Raw genomic sequence first — 14,281 nt, 5'->3', positions numbered from 1 at the left:
GCTTCATGACCGCGACCATCGAAGTTCTGCGCGAACGGTACGGCGATCGCCATAAATGGCTGGTACTGCTGACGGTCATGATCGGGACGATGGCATCGATCCTGTCGTCGACGATTGTCAACGTGGCCATTCCGGACCTGAGTCAGCATTTTCAACTTGGTCAGGAGCGTGCGCAGTGGGTGTCGTCGGGTTTCATGCTGGCCATGACGATGTCGATGCTGACGACGCCGTGGCTCCTGCTGCGCTTCGGTTTGCGACGCACTTATACGGTGGCCATTCTGGCGCTGCTGACAGGCGGTGTGCTCGGTGGATTCAGTATTAATTATTCGATGCTGCTGTCGATGCGCGTACTCGAAGGACTGGCTTCCGGCATCCTGCAACCGATTCCCGCGATTGTCATCCTGCGCGCTTTCGACCTGAAAGAGCAGGGCAAGGCGCTGGGTATTTTTGGCTTCGGGGTAGTGCTGGCGCCGGCCGTCGGGCCGAGCGTGGGCGGGGTCCTGGTCGAACAATTCGGCTGGCAATCGATCTTTTTTGTGGTCGTGCCGTTTTGCCTGGTGGTATTGGTCCTGATCCGGCGCTATCTGTCGACCAATTCGCCGCTGATGGGTGAGGCCCGCCGGTTCGACTGGCGCGGCCTGCTGCTGGCCGGAACCTGCACCGTCACGGTTCTTAATGGGCTGGTCCACCTGCATGACGACAGGTCGCTGGCAGTGGTTCTGCTGACGGTTGCACTGCTGTCTTTTATCGGTTTCATTGCCTGGCAGTCCCACACGGATGCGCCACTGATGAACCTCCAGCTGTTCGGTTACCGGCAATTTGCGATGGGCGGATTGGTCGCGTTTATTTATGGCATGGGCTTGTTTGGCTCGACGTATCTGTTACCGGTCTACTTGCAAATGGCGCTGGCGTATTCGCCTTCGCGTGCCGGGCTGGTTCTGCTGCCCGCCGGCATCGTTCTGGCCATCACGATTCCGCTGGCGGGAAAAATGGCGGACAAGTACCCGCCGAATGTGCTGGTATCTATCGGCTTGGTCTTACTCGCATTGTCCTTTGGATTGATGGCGCTGGGGCAACCAGGCGGCAGTTATTTGCTGTTGATGGCCTGGGCTGTTATTGGCCGCGTGGGGCTGGGTTTCGTGTTGCCGGCATTGAGCCTGGGTGCGATGCGCGGGGTCGATCACGGCTTGATCGCACAGGGTGCCAGTACGTTGAACTTCTTGCGTCAGCTCGGCGGTGCAATCGGCGTGAGTCTGGTGGGTATTGTGCTGGAGTGGCGGCTGGCGGTTCACCGGAGCGGCTCAGGTATCGCGGCCAATGTCGAGGCAAACCGTATTCAGGCCTTCGATGAAACGTTTCTATTTGTCGCCGCTCTGTGCGCCATTGCAGTCGCGGCTGCCTGGCGCATGCGTCCGGCTACCGGAACGTCGTTGTAATTGTCGCGTCTTTGAGTCTCACGGAATTGAAACCCAGCGTGTGAATTTACTTTGTTGATACCGTTAGTTACTATCAATAAACCGTAAATCAATCACGCCGCAGCCGCGGTACTCGCTAGGAGTCACGATGCCTTCGTCCAGTCAAGGTGGTGCCATACCCGGGGCCGTATTTTCGCAACTTGCCTTACAACGGCAACTGTTTGATTCCTTGATCAAGAAAATTTCTGCGAATGCTTCGCTGCTGCTTGCTTTGCAGCAAATAGGCGGTGCCGGCAAAAAAGCCCCGGCATCAGCCCCACGTCAGGACAAGATCCTGTTTTTATCCAATGAACGAAGTCGCAATAAAATTCGCGAATTGATCGAGGACAGTCGTGCGCTGGGTGCTGCCGCACTGGAGTTGGAGGCGGACTTCCAGTCGACTGCTAACGCCCACATCATCGAAACGCGCGCCCGTGTCGTGCATCTGATCGAAGTTGCCGGCCGTCATTCTGCTTTTTGTTCTCCGGAACTCATACAGCAAATCAAAACGACGATCGACAATGCCAATATGGAAATCGAAAGGATGCAGATAATGACCGAACAGATTAGCCAGGCTGCCGCCAGCCTGCTCGATCCGGTGCAGCAGGTCCTGGCTGTTGTGCAGGACGTCTGAGGTCGGACCTGACCTTACTTCTGCTGGAAAAGCACGAGCTTGATGTCCCTGGTCATTTCTGATTTGCTGGCGTTGATCGTTACCTCATAGCGCGTACCCGCCACCGTGACGTGGGGCAGGAACGAAAACGAGAAATAGCCTTTTGAGTCGGCTTTCAGTGTCTGCGTATAAATTTGCTGGCGGAGTCCGACGAAGCCGGCAATCGCCGCCACCGCCTGTACCTTGACTTCCAGCTTTGCATCAGGAGCGGTGTTGCCGCGAACATCAATGGTTCCTGGTCCAACCTGTGCATTGTTTACCGGACTGCTAATTTGCAACGGTAAGGTTGTTGAGGCAGGGATTGCCGCAGAAGCTACATTGAACGACCAGATCTGTTGTAACAACCGGCCTGCAATATCCTGTGCACTTGCTTCAACAGTGTATGCGCCGGGTTGGAGCTCCAATCGATAGCTAAAAAAATGAGTGGTGACGGTAGCATTTCGTGTGATGTCTTTGCCCGAGAGTAAAATTTTTACGGTCTTGGCATCAATACCCATGCCATTGGCGTCGTCGAAGGTTGCTGAAATCAAGACTGGATTGGTGACCATCGTTTCGCCATCACGCGGTGTGGCATGTTTTATTGCAGGGGAAGGGCTTTTGACCAGGAGTGTTTGGGCAAGTGTTGCTTGCACAACCTGTCCTGCGACTTCCAGCACCACGGTGATTCCGGTGGCCGGCGTAAGAATGTCTTGCCGGCGGACGGTGTACGCGGCTTCGTACACACCGGCCGGTTCCTCGCGCATGGGAATGTTCTCGATTACGCCGTCGATCGACAGTGAGGCTTTTGCGCGTGGTGTGCCGCCTGCCGTGAATTTGAGTTCCGTACCTGGTTCAATGGGGTCGACCGGTTGGAGGAAAAAACGCTCGATGACCGGAGTGACTGGCAAGGCGGTTGCACTTGCTGCATGCAATTGCGGAGCGATACCGAGCATGCTCGACAAAAAAAGAAAACCGGCAATGAACGATCGAATTTGCACGACATCTCCTTGGCCCGGAAGAGGTTCATGTCCACCATGGCCGATATTATTAGGGGGAATCACGAGTTGGTTGTCGACAGTCAGTCTTCACCTTGATAGTTTGCCAAGTTAATAAAAAGCAACAACTTTTCAACCATTGGTGATGGCATGCTGCCGGCCCGTGGCACCGTACTATACTTGGTGACCCTTACCTCCTTGGCGCAGCCAGCAAAAATGAAAGAATTTCGTAGTCTGACTGCCTTGATCATCGAGCCGCAACCGGGGATGCGTGGCAATTTGCATAACATGTTGACGCTATGCGAGCTTAAAAAAATCGATCACGCCGTCAGTTCCGGAACGGCGATACGTCAGCTTCAAGCACGTTCTTTTGACATCATCTTATGCGAATACGATCTGGGAGATGGCCAGGATGGCCAGCAATTTCTTGAAGACGTACGGCACAACAAACTGATTTCCATGTCAACGATATTCTTCATGGTCACTGCAGAGCGTGCTTACGAAAAAGTGGTGAGTGCAGCGGAATTGGCTCCTTCCGATTACATCCTCAAGCCATTTACCGCTGATACCCTGATGGACCGTATTGCAAAAGCCGTGGAGAAACGTGCGGTCTTTGCCAGCTTGTATCGATTGATGGAGCGCGGTGACCTCAACCAGGCTGTTGCCGCTTGTCTCGAAGGAGAGGCGGGAGACCGGCGTTACCTGGTCGATTTCAAGCGCTTGCGTGCAGAACTGCATATTTTATCGGGCGAACCGCATCTGGCGGAGCCGTTGTATGCCGAGTTGTACGAGCTTCGTGCGGTTGCGTGGGCTCGCCTGGGCCTCGCAAAAACATTATTTTTACAAAATAAGTTTGCTGAATCCGAAGAAATACTCATCGCACTAGTTGCAGAAAACAATAAATTCATGGACGCACATGATTGGCTTGCCAAAGCGCATGAAGCCAATGGAAAGTTTTCTGAAGCGCAGGCAGTGCTGCAAAACGCGGTGATGATTTCGCCCAACGCATTGCAGCGTCTGCGCAAGTTAGGTGAAATAGCATTCGAAACAGGCGATGTCGGTACCGCTGAAAAGGCCTTTCAGCAGGTCGTTACCAAAGCACGTTATTCGGAGTTCCGTGACCCGGAAGATCATGTACGGCTGGTGAAAACCCTGGTCAGTAAGGGCGATACCAGCCAGGCAGCAACGATCATCCGTGATCTTGACCGCTCGCTTTCGGGGTCTGGCAAGGGTAAGGCGTGTCACGCCATCTCTTCTGCGATGCTGTTCAAGCAAACTGGCGACCTTGATCGGTCCAGCGAAGAGTTGAATAAGGCGGTTGAAGCCTGCCGCGACAATATTGGCTTGTCGACGGAGATGAAGATGACGCTGGCAAAAAATTGCCTTGAACAGCAGATGGACAGCGGCGCCACTGAAATCATGCTCGATGTAATGAACAATGCGTCCAGTAGTGCTGCAATGGCCAAGGCAGTAAACTTGTTCGAGCAATCCGGGCGCGCCGATCTGGCGCAGAGCACTGCCAAGGAAAGTCGACGCATGGTGGTTGACCTTGTGGCATCCGGGGCAGAGAAGGCGCGCCAGGGAGATTACGGCGGCGCTGTGACGGCAATGATGGAAGCTGTTAAAAAGTTGCCGGGGAATCCACAGGTGGTGTTCAATGCTGCTGTTGCATTGCTTAAACATCTTGACCATCTTGGCTGGGATGAGCGCTTGGCGGATCAGGCAAGGACTTTGATTGATTCTGCGCGCCGGCTTGATGCCGCTAACCCGCGACTTGCATCCCTGACAGCTTTACATCACAGCATCATGAAAAAATACGGCATTGCCCCGGCAGCGGCGGTGGCCGCGCCCGGCATTGAGTCGTAGCAGGGTCAATCCCAGCCATCACGAGATTCCCCGTTGCTGATTTGGGCATCGCGGGAAAACATTTCACGCAGTTCATCGCGTGCCTGCTTTGCCATCGACACCATCTGTTTCTGATCCTTATAAAAAGGATAAACCGCTAGCAATGTCTTAATATTGTGTTTGCGAAATTTCATCGCAGCCTGGCGGGCCTGAAATGCGCCGAAGCCAAGCTGGTGCAATACCTGGCGCCCCAGTTGCAGAGCTGCTTCGAACGTCTCGCGCTCCAGTACGGTGACACCACGGTCCATCAATTCGTAATAGTGGGTTACGTTGCGGGCACGCGCAAAGATAGGCAATGCCGGGAACGCGACCCGAACCGCGTCAACTAATGCCAGGCTATCCGTAACATTATCAATGGCAACGACCAGTGCACGGGCTTTGGCCGCTCCCGCGACAGTGAGCAAATCGACGCGAGTTGCATCCCCGTAGAACACCTTTAGCCCGAACTTGCGTAACAGGTCAATCTGGTCAGGATCGTGATCCAGAACAGTGACGCCAATGCGATTGGCATACAGCAAGCGACCGATAATTTGACCGAAGCGTCCAAAGCCGGCAATGATGACCGGGTTGTCCTGCAGTTCGACAGGTTCGTCCGGACGCTTCTTATCTGCGCGGTGTCGCGGTGCGAGTACGCGATCGTAAAAAACCAGCAGTAGCGGAGTAGCCAACATCGACAGGGCCACCACGACGACTAGTAACGAGGCGATTTCCGTTGTCAGTACACCTGCTGTAGCTGCAGCACCGAACACCACAAAGGCAAATTCGCCACCTTGTGACAATAAAAAAGCAAAAAGTGCTTGCTGTGCACGCGGTATTCCGAAAGATTTTGCAAGTAAGTACAGCAACAGTGTCTTGATGGAAAGAAATGCTGCAACCAAACCCAGCACGACCCACGGCTGTGCCCGGAAGACGCCAAAGTCAACAGACATGCCAACGGCAATAAAAAACAGTCCAAGGAGCAAACCTTTGAATGGCTCAAGGTCAGTTTCGAGGGCGTGTCGATATTCGGAATCTGCCAGCAGAACACCAGCCAGGAAGGTACCGAGCGCCATGGACATGCCGACCCATTGCATCAACAGCCCGATGGCGATGACGAGCAGTAATGCAAATGCAGTAAATATTTCACGCATTCCTGTATTGGCAATGATGCGCAGGATCGGGCGAATCAGATAACGACCACCGATGATAAGTGCGATGACCACCCCGATAATTTTGGCTGCGCCTATCCAGCCTGAACCCGCGGTCGCTGCTGACTTCGCTCCCAGCAGAGGAACAATGGCGATCATCGGAATGGCTGCCATGTCCTGAAAGAGCAGGATGGCAAAACTGGCCGAGCCCGCCGGCGTAGCCATCAGATTGCGCTCACCAATCGTAGCCAGCGCAATTGCTGTTGATGACAGTGAAAGACCCAGTGCGGCAATCAGCGCGGTATGCCACTCGACCTCCAGAGCGATTCCAAATAAAAAAAGAGCTAGTGCAACTAGCCCAACCTGCGCGCCACCCCAACCAAAAATAGGTCGTCGCAATGACCATAGACGTTTCGGGTCAAGCTCCAGTCCGATCAGAAATAATAACAAGACGACACCAAACTCTGAAAAATGCAGAATGTCGTCGACTTCGCTGATCAAGCCGAGTCCCCATGGTCCAATTACGATGCCTGCAAATAAGTAGCCAAGCACGGCTCCCAAGCCGAGTTTCTTTGCGACCGGCACGGCGATGACTGCGGCAACGAGATAAATCAATGCGTTGAAAAGAAGACTATGTTCCATGCTTGGCAGCCCGGTGAGAATACGTTTCAAGCTGTTGGATATAGGTTGCGATGTACTGATTTACCGACGCGTCATCTGCTTGATGCGCGCCATGAAAAATATGTGGAGGTAGCCATTTCATGCCACACATGCGCGCTGTTTGCTCCTGCGCTGGAAGGAAGTCGGTGAACGGATGCTGATGTACTCCGTCTGTCCGATAGGTGTCACTAGTTCCGCCCGTAGTTGCAACGAGCCAATAGCTTTTGCCGCGCAACGCGTTCCCGCCCTCGCCACATGCCCACCCGGATTCAAGCACTACATCAAACCATTCCTTGAGCAGGGATGGCATGCTGTACCACTGAATTGGATGCTGAATAACTACTAGATCAGCGGCTTCGAGAAGTGACTGCTCATGCAACACATTGGTGTCGAAGTCCGGATAAATTTCATACAGATCGCGCACTTTCACATGGGGCAAGACGGCCGCCGCTTCCGCGAGGCGTCGATTGACACGCGAGCGCTGAAGGGATGCGTGGGCCAGGATCACCAGAATATTTGGCGACGACGTCATCAGTTGTAATCAATCATGTAAATTAGGGCGTGAAATTTAAAAGATCGCTACCTTAACAAATATCCAATGCCGATGACTTGCGCTACCTTCGCGACGATTGCTATTTCATTTCCCGTGTTTTTTGCCTTGGCTGGAATCTCCGGCGTGGTTTGAGATTGTCAACCAACTACTGATTTCTAAAATGAACTGGATGCTATGACTAACACACCAGAAGGAAAGACTGGAGCGCCATCCTCGCATGCCAACGAGCCGGGAGATGTGCCTTCTTCGGCTCCTGGTGGGGAAAAGCAGCCGTTGCCATGGGAAATTGCGCAGCGTGAAACACCGTGGATGCAATCCTGGAATGTACTTTCTGCACGCATTCGTGCCTTGAGCGACAAAGTGGGTAAAAAACTTGCCCATAGAACATTAAAAATTGGCGTGTCAGCCAGGATTTTTCACCCTGAACCTGGCGCAAAAGGACTGCGCGGAAAAACGTTGCAATACCTCGAAGAATCTATCGCTCAGTGGGTAATGTCCCGTGATGTGATGGTATTTATGATACCTACGGTCAATACCAACGGCTTACTCCATCCAAGCAATATCCGCTTGCGCGACTATGCCAAACATCTTGATGGATTAGTGTTGCAAGGCGGCGCGGATGTTTCGCCTCAAAGTTATTCCGAATTTGCTACCCGACCGGAATGGAATGGTGACAGAGCGCGTGACATGTACGAGCTCGAGTTATTGCATGAATTTATTGAGGCTGATAAACCTGTCCTCGGAATTTGTCGCGGCTGTCAGCTTATTAACGTTGCTTTTGGCGGTACGCTTTATCAAGATATTGCATCGGATGTGCCCCATGCCATCGCGCATGTTAACGATCTATACGATAGCCATCGTCACCCGATAACATTTCCGCAGGGCTCATCGCTCGGCAAAATGTTCCCGACCCTTGTCTCGCCGCTTGTGAACTCGATACATCATCAGGCAGTTAGAGACGTGGGGCGCGATCTTCACGTTGAGGCCGTGTCCGGAGAGGACCAAATAGTTGAAGCAATTCGCTATCGAAAAGCGCCGTTTGTCATGGGGCTGCAATGGCACCCGGAATTTCACCGGGCGGGTGGTGTTGAGTTGCTCGATTGCACACCAGTCTTGGACAGCTTTTTAAGAGCTGCTCGAGAAACGCGCTTTTGAAATGCGCTGACCCGGAAGGGTCGTTATGCGCCGAAGACGGCCAAAATCAAAAGTCTACGAGCCCGACTTTCATTGATGGCAAGAAAAATATATGCCTCAATCGTCGAAAAAGGGGAAAATTTTAGCAGCTTCATAGTATGATGCGCGGCGTCGTTAAATTTGATGGCTGAATTGAATTATCGAACTTCAATAATTTGACTACCTATCAAACGGAAACGGCACGACGATTGACAAGGACCTTTCTCTCAAATATAGTTTGGGGTTCCCTGAGGAGGGGTGGCCGAGTGGTTAATGGCAGCAGACTGTAAATCTGCCCTCTTACGAGTACGCTGGTTCGAATCCAGCCCCCTCCACCAGGCTTCGTCAGAAGAGTGCAAGTGCAAGTGCAATACAAGAACAAAATTGCGAAAATGGTGACCCTCGCGGGTGTAGCTCAATGGTAGAGCTGAAGCCTTCCAAGCTTATGACGAGGGTTCGATTCCCTTCACCCGCTCCAGTTTTAAGTAGTTGATTAATCAGCTCCAAGTCGCCCTTTTAGCTCAGTGGTAGAGCACTCCCTTGGTAAGGGAGAGGCCACGTGTTCAATCCACGTAAAGGGCACCAGTTTAGCTAGTAGCAAGTCGAATCATCAAGCCGATCGGGCCCGTGCCTGAGCATTCTCTCAAATATCGTAAGGAGTCCAAGATGGCAAAGAGTAAATTTGAGCGGACCAAGCCGCACGTGAATGTGGGCACGATTGGCCACGTCGACCACGGCAAGACCACGTTGACAGCAGCGATAGCTACCGTACTGTCCAAGAAGTTTGGCGGTGAGGCGAAGGCCTATGACCAGATCGATGCAGCGCCAGAAGAAAAGGCACGCGGCATCACGATCAATACGGCACACGTTGAGTACGAAACAGCGGCGCGCCACTACGCGCACGTTGACTGCCCAGGTCACGCGGACTATGTGAAAAACATGATTACAGGTGCCGCGCAGATGGATGGCGCGATCCTGGTGTGTTCGGCAGCGGACGGCCCGATGCCACAAACGCGCGAGCACATCCTGCTGGCGCGTCAGGTCGGCGTTCCGTACATCATTGTTTTCCTGAACAAGTGCGATATGGTGGATGACGCCGAACTGCTTGAGCTGGTCGAAATGGAAGTGCGGGAACTGCTGGTCAAGTATGAATTCCCAGGCGACGATTTGCCAATCATTCAAGGTTCTGCAAAATTGGCCCTGGAAGGCGATACGGGCCCGTTGGGTGAGCAAGCAATCATGAAGTTGGCTGATGCGCTGGATACGTACATTCCTACACCAGAGCGGGCGATTGATGGCGCGTTCCTGCTGCCAGTCGAAGATGTGTTCTCGATCTCAGGCCGCGGTACAGTGGTAACCGGCCGTATTGAGCGCGGTATCGTCAAAGTAGGCGAAGAACTGGAAATTATCGGGATCCGTGACACACAAAAGACAACATGTACTGGTGTTGAAATGTTCCGCAAGCTGTTGGACCAAGGTCAAGCAGGCGACAACGTTGGCGTGCTGCTGCGCGGCACAAAACGTGAAGACGTGGAGCGGGGTCAAGTTTTGGCGAAGCCAAACACGATCAAGCCACATAAGCATTTCACGGGTGAAATTTATGTATTATCGAAAGACGAAGGCGGTCGTCACACACCGTTTTTCAATAATTACCGCCCACAGTTCTACTTCCGCACGACAGACGTGACCGGATCGATTGAATTGCCAGCAGACAAAGAAATGGTAATGCCTGGCGATAACGTATCGATAACCGTCATGCTGATCAACCCGATCGCGATGGAAGAAGGTTTGCGTTTTGCTATACGCGAAGGTGGTCGTACGGTTGGTGCCGGTGTTGTTGCTAAGATCATCGAGTAATAAGATTTAAGAATCACATTAAGGTTTTCTGTTCGACTGTGGTGCCAGCGAAAAATTAATGTGATGGATAGTGTTTAAACGTAGGGGTGTAGCTCAACTGGCAGAGCGTCGGTCTCCAAAACCGAAGGTTGGGGGTTCGAGGCCCTCCGCCCCTGCCACCGAATCAGGTGCAGGGTATCGAAAGTAAATAGAGTATGTCTAATCAACCTGTGCAAACAGTGAGTACGTCAAGCGACAAGTTAAAGGTCGCTTTGGCCGTTTGTGCGGTCATTGCCGGCGTGGTAGCTTTTTATGTGCTCGCGGACAAATCCTCCATTGTGCGAGCCAGTGCGCTGGTGCTGGGACTGATAGTCGCTATAGGGTTTGCCTGGACGTCGACCCAAGGTAAGGAATTCCTAAGTTTCGCTAGCGAGGCGATTAGGGAAACCAAAAAAGTAGTGTGGCCTACACGAAAAGAAGCAATGCAGATCACCGCGATTGTTTTTTGCTTCGTTCTTGTAATGGCGCTGTTTCTTTGGGGTACTGACAAGTTATTAGAATTTATATTGTATGACTTGATTCTAGGTTGGAAAAAATGACGAACGAGCAATCAGCAGAAGGCGCGCCGTTGAGTGTGGATAGTGCTGCGACCGTAGCGCTAACAAGCAAAAAACGTTGGTACGTAGTTCATGCTTATTCTGGTATGGAAAAGAGCGTGCAACGTGCGTTGACTGAGCGGGTTACTCGCGCAGGCATGGATGAAAAATTTGGTCAGATATTGGTTCCGACTGAAGAGGTCATAGAGGTAAAAAACGGTCAGAAAACAGTTACTGAGCGCAGGTTTTTTCCAGGTTATGTATTGGTCGAGATGGAAATGACCGATGAAACATGGCACTTGGTAAAAAATACCAGCAAAGTTACAGGTTTTATTGGTGGTAAATCCAATAAGCCAACGCCGATTCCGCCAAACGAAGTCGATAAAATCATGCAGCAAATGCAAGAGGGCATCGAGAAACCGCGGCCAAAAGTTCTGTATGAAGTTGGTGAGCTCGTTAGAATAAAAGATGGTCCATTTACAGATTTCAATGGAAACGTAGAAGAAGTAAATTACGAAAAATCGAAAGTCCGGGTGTCAGTAACAATTTTCGGTCGAGCAACTCCGGTTGAACTTGAGTTTGGCCAGGTTGAAAAAGCCTAATAAAAATTTTTTGTTACAGAGATAAAGAATTTGTAAGAAGCAGAGTTGCCGAAATTTACTCGGCGACTCTGTATGCATTAGCGAGGAGCCTGATTCGATTCCTGAAATAGAGAATTGTAAAGGCGCTATCACTCACCTACCGACGGAGCCAACATGGCAAAGAAAATCATCGGTTTTATCAAGCTGCAAGTCCCAGCTGGTAAAGCAAACCCATCCCCACCGATCGGCCCAGCATTGGGTCAGCGCGGCTTGAATATTATGGAATTCTGTAAGGCGTTCAATGCCCAAACCCAAGGTTTGGAGCCGGGCCTTCCTATTCCTGTAGTGATCACAGCCTTCGCGGATAAATCATTCACTTTTGTGATGAAAACTCCGCCCGCAACAATTTTGATCAAAAAAGCTGCTGGTATTACAAAAGGCTCACCAAAGCCACACACCGATAAAGTCGGTAGTATCACCCGCAAGCAAGCTGAGGAAATAGCAACACAAAAACGGCCTGATTTAACGGCTGCTGACATGGATGCCGCAGTGCGTATTATCGCTGGGTCGGCACGTTCCATGGGTATTACGGTAGAGGGAATGTAATGGCTAAGTTATCTAAGCGCATCAAAGCAATCAAAGCAAAAGTAGATCGCACCAAGGCGTACCCATTCGACAATGCTGTTGCCTTGATTAAAGAGCTCGCAACGGCGAAATTCAACGAGTCGATCGATGTATCGGTTCAACTTGGTGTTGATGCTAAGAAGTCAGATCAAGTAGTCCGTGGTTCAGTAGTGTTGCCAGCAGGAACAGGTAAAAGTGTTCGCGTTGCAGTGTTTGCAACAGGCGAAAAGGCTGAGCAAGCTAAGGCTGCAGGTGCAGACATTGTGGGTATGGAAGATTTGGCAGAGCAAATCAAAGCTGGCAATATGCCGTTTGATATCGTGATTGCCTCACCAGACACAATGCGTATTGTCGGTACATTGGGCCAGATTTTGGGGCCACGCGGATTGATGCCGAACCCGAAAGTCGGAACGGTAACGCCTGACGTAGCAACGGCGGTCAAAAATGCCAAGGCAGGTCAAGTTCAGTATCGTACCGATAAAGGCGGAATTATTCATGCCACTATCGGTCGTAAATCATTTACTGATGAGGCGTTGAAGTCCAATTTGGTCGCACTCATTGATGCATTGAACAAAGCAAAGCCCACTTCCAGTAAAGGCGTGTACTTGCGTAAAGTTTCATTGTCATCGACGATGGGCGCAGGCGTGCGTGTCGATCACGCATCGTTGGCAGGATAAAAAGACAGAATCAAGTCCCTATGCTGTTAAGGATGGGGCAATTCTTTGGGATGTCTTCATTTCAGAACACCTGAGGTGGATACAGACAATCAAAGACCGTTGGGCTGTGTGCTTGTGGGTTGGGTACAGGGTTAAAACGTAAGGTTGAAGGTTGCCTTATTCCCAACGCAGATGGTGACCCCGAACAAGTTTTGTAGTCTCTACGCTGGCCTGCCAGTCGAAACTCCTAACTTCGGACGCCGTGTTCGAACCGATACAAGGCAGGCAGTTCATTGGGACTGCATTAAGCTGCGTATCATTTTTGGAGGTTGACCGTGAGTCTCAATCTGAATGACAAAAAGGCTGTCGTAGCCGAAATATCAGCGAAAGTTGCAACAGCTCAGACTATCGTCGTAGCTGAATATCGTGGTATCCAAGTTAGTCATTTGACACAATTGCGTGCAAAAGCACGTGCCGAAGGCGTCTACTTGCGTGTATTGAAAAATACATTGGCTCGTCGCGCTGTAGAAGGCACTGCATTTTCTGGCCTGGCTTCTGAAATGACCGGTCCGTTGATCTATTCGATCTCGGACGATGCTGTTGCTGCTGCGAAAGTTCTTCAGGAATTCGCTCGGACAAACGACAAGCTGGTGATTAAAGCAGGTAACTATGCTGGCAAGCCGCTTGATAAAGCTGCTGTGTCTTCATTGGCCAGTATTCCTAGTCGTGAAGTTTTGCTTTCCCAATTGCTGGGAATTATGCAGGCACCCGTCTCTGGATTTGCTCGCGCTCTTGCAGCTCTTGCAGCGAAGAAAAACGAAGGAACAGAAGCCGCACCAGAAGCTGAGGCTGTTGCCGAAGCGCCTGTGGAAGCTGTTTAATTCAACAAGTAAGTTGTTGAATTATCCGACGCATGACGTTAATACCGATCTGATGTAATCATCAATACCAATTAGGAGTTTCAAATGGCAATTAGCAAAGACGATATCCTCGAAGCCGTAGGCGCGATGTCAGTAATGGACCTGAACGACATGGTCAAAGCATTCGAAGAAAAATTTGGTGTGTCAGCTGCCGCAATGTCAGTAGCTGGACCTGCAGGCGGTGCTGCTGCAGTGGTTGAAGAGCAAACAGAATTCACCGTTACACTGACCGATTTCGGCGCCAATAAAGTTGGTGTGATTAAAGCGGTTCGTGAAATTACGGGCCTTGGTTTGAAAGAAGCCAAAGACCTGGTTGATGGCGCTCCAAAGCCAGTCAAAGAATCTGTTTCTAAAGCAGATGCAGAAGCAGCCAAGAAAAAATTGGAAGATGCAGGCGCGAAAGCTGAAATCAAGTAAACTGGTTAAGATAGCGCAGAATAGTAGCGCCGGAGTCAAAGCGTCGAGCCTTTTATTAATAAAGGTTCGGCTTTGGCTTCTTTGTCGTTCCAAAAATATGGATTAGATAGTATTTGTTCATGCTTAAGCTGC

General features: G+C 51.2%; 14 protein-coding genes and 4 tRNA genes. 15 read left to right on the top strand and 3 right to left on the bottom strand.

What is annotated here, in order from left to right:
- The first annotated feature begins 5 nt into the window (after positions 1 to 5).
- The gene (locus RHM62_RS00845) at positions 6 to 1,436 is read left to right on the top strand and encodes a DHA2 family efflux MFS transporter permease subunit (protein WP_322123707.1); all 1,431 of its coding nucleotides are present in this window, start codon (positions 6 to 8) and stop codon (positions 1,434 to 1,436) included.
- Positions 1,437 to 1,563: 127 nt separating this feature from the next.
- The gene (locus RHM62_RS00840; RefSeq protein WP_322123706.1) at positions 1,564 to 2,088 is read left to right on the top strand and encodes a hypothetical protein; all 525 of its coding nucleotides are present in this window, start codon (positions 1,564 to 1,566) and stop codon (positions 2,086 to 2,088) included.
- Between the two features lie 14 nt (positions 2,089 to 2,102).
- Here the strand turns inward: RHM62_RS00840 and RHM62_RS00835 are convergent, their stop codons facing one another.
- On the bottom strand, positions 2,103 to 3,104 hold the full coding sequence (locus RHM62_RS00835; RefSeq protein ID WP_322123705.1) for a hypothetical protein: 1,002 nt from the start codon (positions 3,102 to 3,104) through the stop codon (positions 2,103 to 2,105).
- 213 nt (positions 3,105 to 3,317) lie between these two features.
- On the opposite strand from RHM62_RS00835, the gene RHM62_RS00830 reads away from it, so the two are divergent.
- Positions 3,318 to 4,967 (top strand): response regulator, encoded by a 1,650-nt coding sequence (locus RHM62_RS00830; protein ID WP_322123704.1) that lies wholly within the window; start codon positions 3,318 to 3,320, stop codon positions 4,965 to 4,967.
- A gap of 5 nt (positions 4,968 to 4,972) precedes the next feature.
- Here the strand turns inward: RHM62_RS00830 and kefC are convergent, their stop codons facing one another.
- Together kefC and RHM62_RS00820 are read right to left on the bottom strand one after the other, a co-directional pair.
- Positions 4,973 to 6,775: a glutathione-regulated potassium-efflux system protein KefC gene (kefC, locus tag RHM62_RS00825; protein WP_322123703.1), complete on the bottom strand. Its 1,803-nt coding sequence runs from the start codon at positions 6,773 to 6,775 to the stop codon at positions 4,973 to 4,975.
- Entirely contained in the window at positions 6,765 to 7,325 is a 561-nt protein-coding gene (locus RHM62_RS00820) for an NAD(P)H-dependent oxidoreductase (protein WP_322123702.1), read from the bottom strand. The genes kefC and RHM62_RS00820 overlap by 11 nt, the downstream gene beginning before the upstream one ends.
- A 195-nt stretch (positions 7,326 to 7,520) precedes the next feature.
- Here RHM62_RS00820 and RHM62_RS00815 point away from each other — a divergent pair, with 195 nt between their 5' ends.
- From RHM62_RS00815 to rplL, 12 genes are all read left to right on the top strand, one after another.
- A complete protein-coding gene (locus RHM62_RS00815) occupies positions 7,521 to 8,501 on the top strand; it encodes a type 1 glutamine amidotransferase (RefSeq protein WP_322123701.1) in 981 nt (326 codons plus the stop codon).
- 270 nt (positions 8,502 to 8,771) lie between these two features.
- Positions 8,772 to 8,857: transfer RNA gene (locus RHM62_RS00810), tRNA-Tyr, on the top strand.
- Between the two features lie 66 nt (positions 8,858 to 8,923).
- Positions 8,924 to 8,997 (top strand) — tRNA-Gly (locus RHM62_RS00805).
- Positions 8,998 to 9,029: 32 nt separating this feature from the next.
- Positions 9,030 to 9,104 (top strand) — tRNA-Thr (locus RHM62_RS00800).
- An 81-nt stretch (positions 9,105 to 9,185) separates the two neighbouring features.
- Positions 9,186 to 10,376 carry an elongation factor Tu gene (tuf, locus tag RHM62_RS00795; protein WP_322123691.1) on the top strand — a complete coding sequence of 397 codons (1,191 nt, stop codon included), beginning with the start codon at positions 9,186 to 9,188 and terminating at the stop codon, positions 10,374 to 10,376.
- A gap of 82 nt (positions 10,377 to 10,458) precedes the next feature.
- Positions 10,459 to 10,534 (top strand) — tRNA-Trp (locus tag RHM62_RS00790).
- 36 nt (positions 10,535 to 10,570) lie between these two features.
- A complete protein-coding gene (secE, locus tag RHM62_RS00785; RefSeq protein ID WP_322123700.1) occupies positions 10,571 to 10,954 on the top strand; it encodes a preprotein translocase subunit SecE in 384 nt (127 codons plus the stop codon).
- Positions 10,951 to 11,553 carry a transcription termination/antitermination protein NusG gene (gene nusG, locus RHM62_RS00780; RefSeq protein ID WP_322123699.1) on the top strand — a complete coding sequence of 201 codons (603 nt, stop codon included), beginning with the start codon at positions 10,951 to 10,953 and terminating at the stop codon, positions 11,551 to 11,553. The genes secE and nusG overlap by 4 nt, the downstream gene beginning before the upstream one ends.
- Before the next feature lie 153 nt (positions 11,554 to 11,706).
- The gene (gene rplK, locus RHM62_RS00775) at positions 11,707 to 12,138 is read left to right on the top strand and encodes a 50S ribosomal protein L11 (protein ID WP_322123698.1); all 432 of its coding nucleotides are present in this window, start codon (positions 11,707 to 11,709) and stop codon (positions 12,136 to 12,138) included.
- Complete coding sequence (gene rplA / locus RHM62_RS00770) at positions 12,138 to 12,833, top strand: 50S ribosomal protein L1 (RefSeq protein WP_322123697.1); 696 nt, start codon at positions 12,138 to 12,140, stop codon at positions 12,831 to 12,833. The genes rplK and rplA overlap by 1 nt, the downstream gene beginning before the upstream one ends.
- 314 nt (positions 12,834 to 13,147) lie before the next feature.
- Positions 13,148 to 13,693, top strand: coding sequence for a 50S ribosomal protein L10 (rplJ, locus tag RHM62_RS00765; protein WP_322123696.1), 546 nt, complete (start codon positions 13,148 to 13,150; stop codon positions 13,691 to 13,693).
- 84 nt (positions 13,694 to 13,777) lie between these two features.
- Positions 13,778 to 14,149: a 50S ribosomal protein L7/L12 gene (rplL, locus tag RHM62_RS00760; RefSeq protein ID WP_322123695.1), complete on the top strand. Its 372-nt coding sequence runs from the start codon at positions 13,778 to 13,780 to the stop codon at positions 14,147 to 14,149.
- Positions 14,150 to 14,281 lie beyond the last annotated feature (132 nt).

The organism is Actimicrobium sp. CCC2.4 (assembly GCF_034347385.1).
GTDB lineage: Bacteria > Pseudomonadota > Gammaproteobacteria > Burkholderiales > Burkholderiaceae_D > Actimicrobium.
The sequence above is the reverse complement of the archived record's forward strand: the minus strand, read 5'-3'. Positions and strand labels throughout refer to the sequence as shown.

Excerpts from the sequence above, each read along its gene's own strand:
- RHM62_RS00845 (WP_322123707.1), top strand. The coding sequence starts at position 6 with ATGACCGCGACCATCGAAGTTCTGCGCGAACGGTACGGCGATCGCCAT.
- RHM62_RS00840 (WP_322123706.1), top strand. The coding sequence starts at position 1,564 with ATGCCTTCGTCCAGTCAAGGTGGTGCCATACCCGGGGCCGTATTTTCG.
- RHM62_RS00830 (WP_322123704.1), top strand. The coding sequence starts at position 3,318 with ATGAAAGAATTTCGTAGTCTGACTGCCTTGATCATCGAGCCGCAACCG.
- kefC (WP_322123703.1), bottom strand. The coding sequence starts at position 6,775 with ATGGAACATAGTCTTCTTTTCAACGCATTGATTTATCTCGTTGCCGCA.
- RHM62_RS00820 (WP_322123702.1), bottom strand. The coding sequence starts at position 7,325 with ATGACGTCGTCGCCAAATATTCTGGTGATCCTGGCCCACGCATCCCTT.
- RHM62_RS00815 (WP_322123701.1), top strand. The coding sequence starts at position 7,521 with ATGACTAACACACCAGAAGGAAAGACTGGAGCGCCATCCTCGCATGCC.
- tuf (WP_322123691.1), top strand. The coding sequence starts at position 9,186 with ATGGCAAAGAGTAAATTTGAGCGGACCAAGCCGCACGTGAATGTGGGC.
- secE (WP_322123700.1), top strand. The coding sequence starts at position 10,571 with ATGTCTAATCAACCTGTGCAAACAGTGAGTACGTCAAGCGACAAGTTA.
- nusG (WP_322123699.1), top strand. The coding sequence starts at position 10,951 with ATGACGAACGAGCAATCAGCAGAAGGCGCGCCGTTGAGTGTGGATAGT.
- rplK (WP_322123698.1), top strand. The coding sequence starts at position 11,707 with ATGGCAAAGAAAATCATCGGTTTTATCAAGCTGCAAGTCCCAGCTGGT.
- rplA (WP_322123697.1), top strand. The coding sequence starts at position 12,138 with ATGGCTAAGTTATCTAAGCGCATCAAAGCAATCAAAGCAAAAGTAGAT.
- rplL (WP_322123695.1), top strand. The coding sequence starts at position 13,778 with ATGGCAATTAGCAAAGACGATATCCTCGAAGCCGTAGGCGCGATGTCA.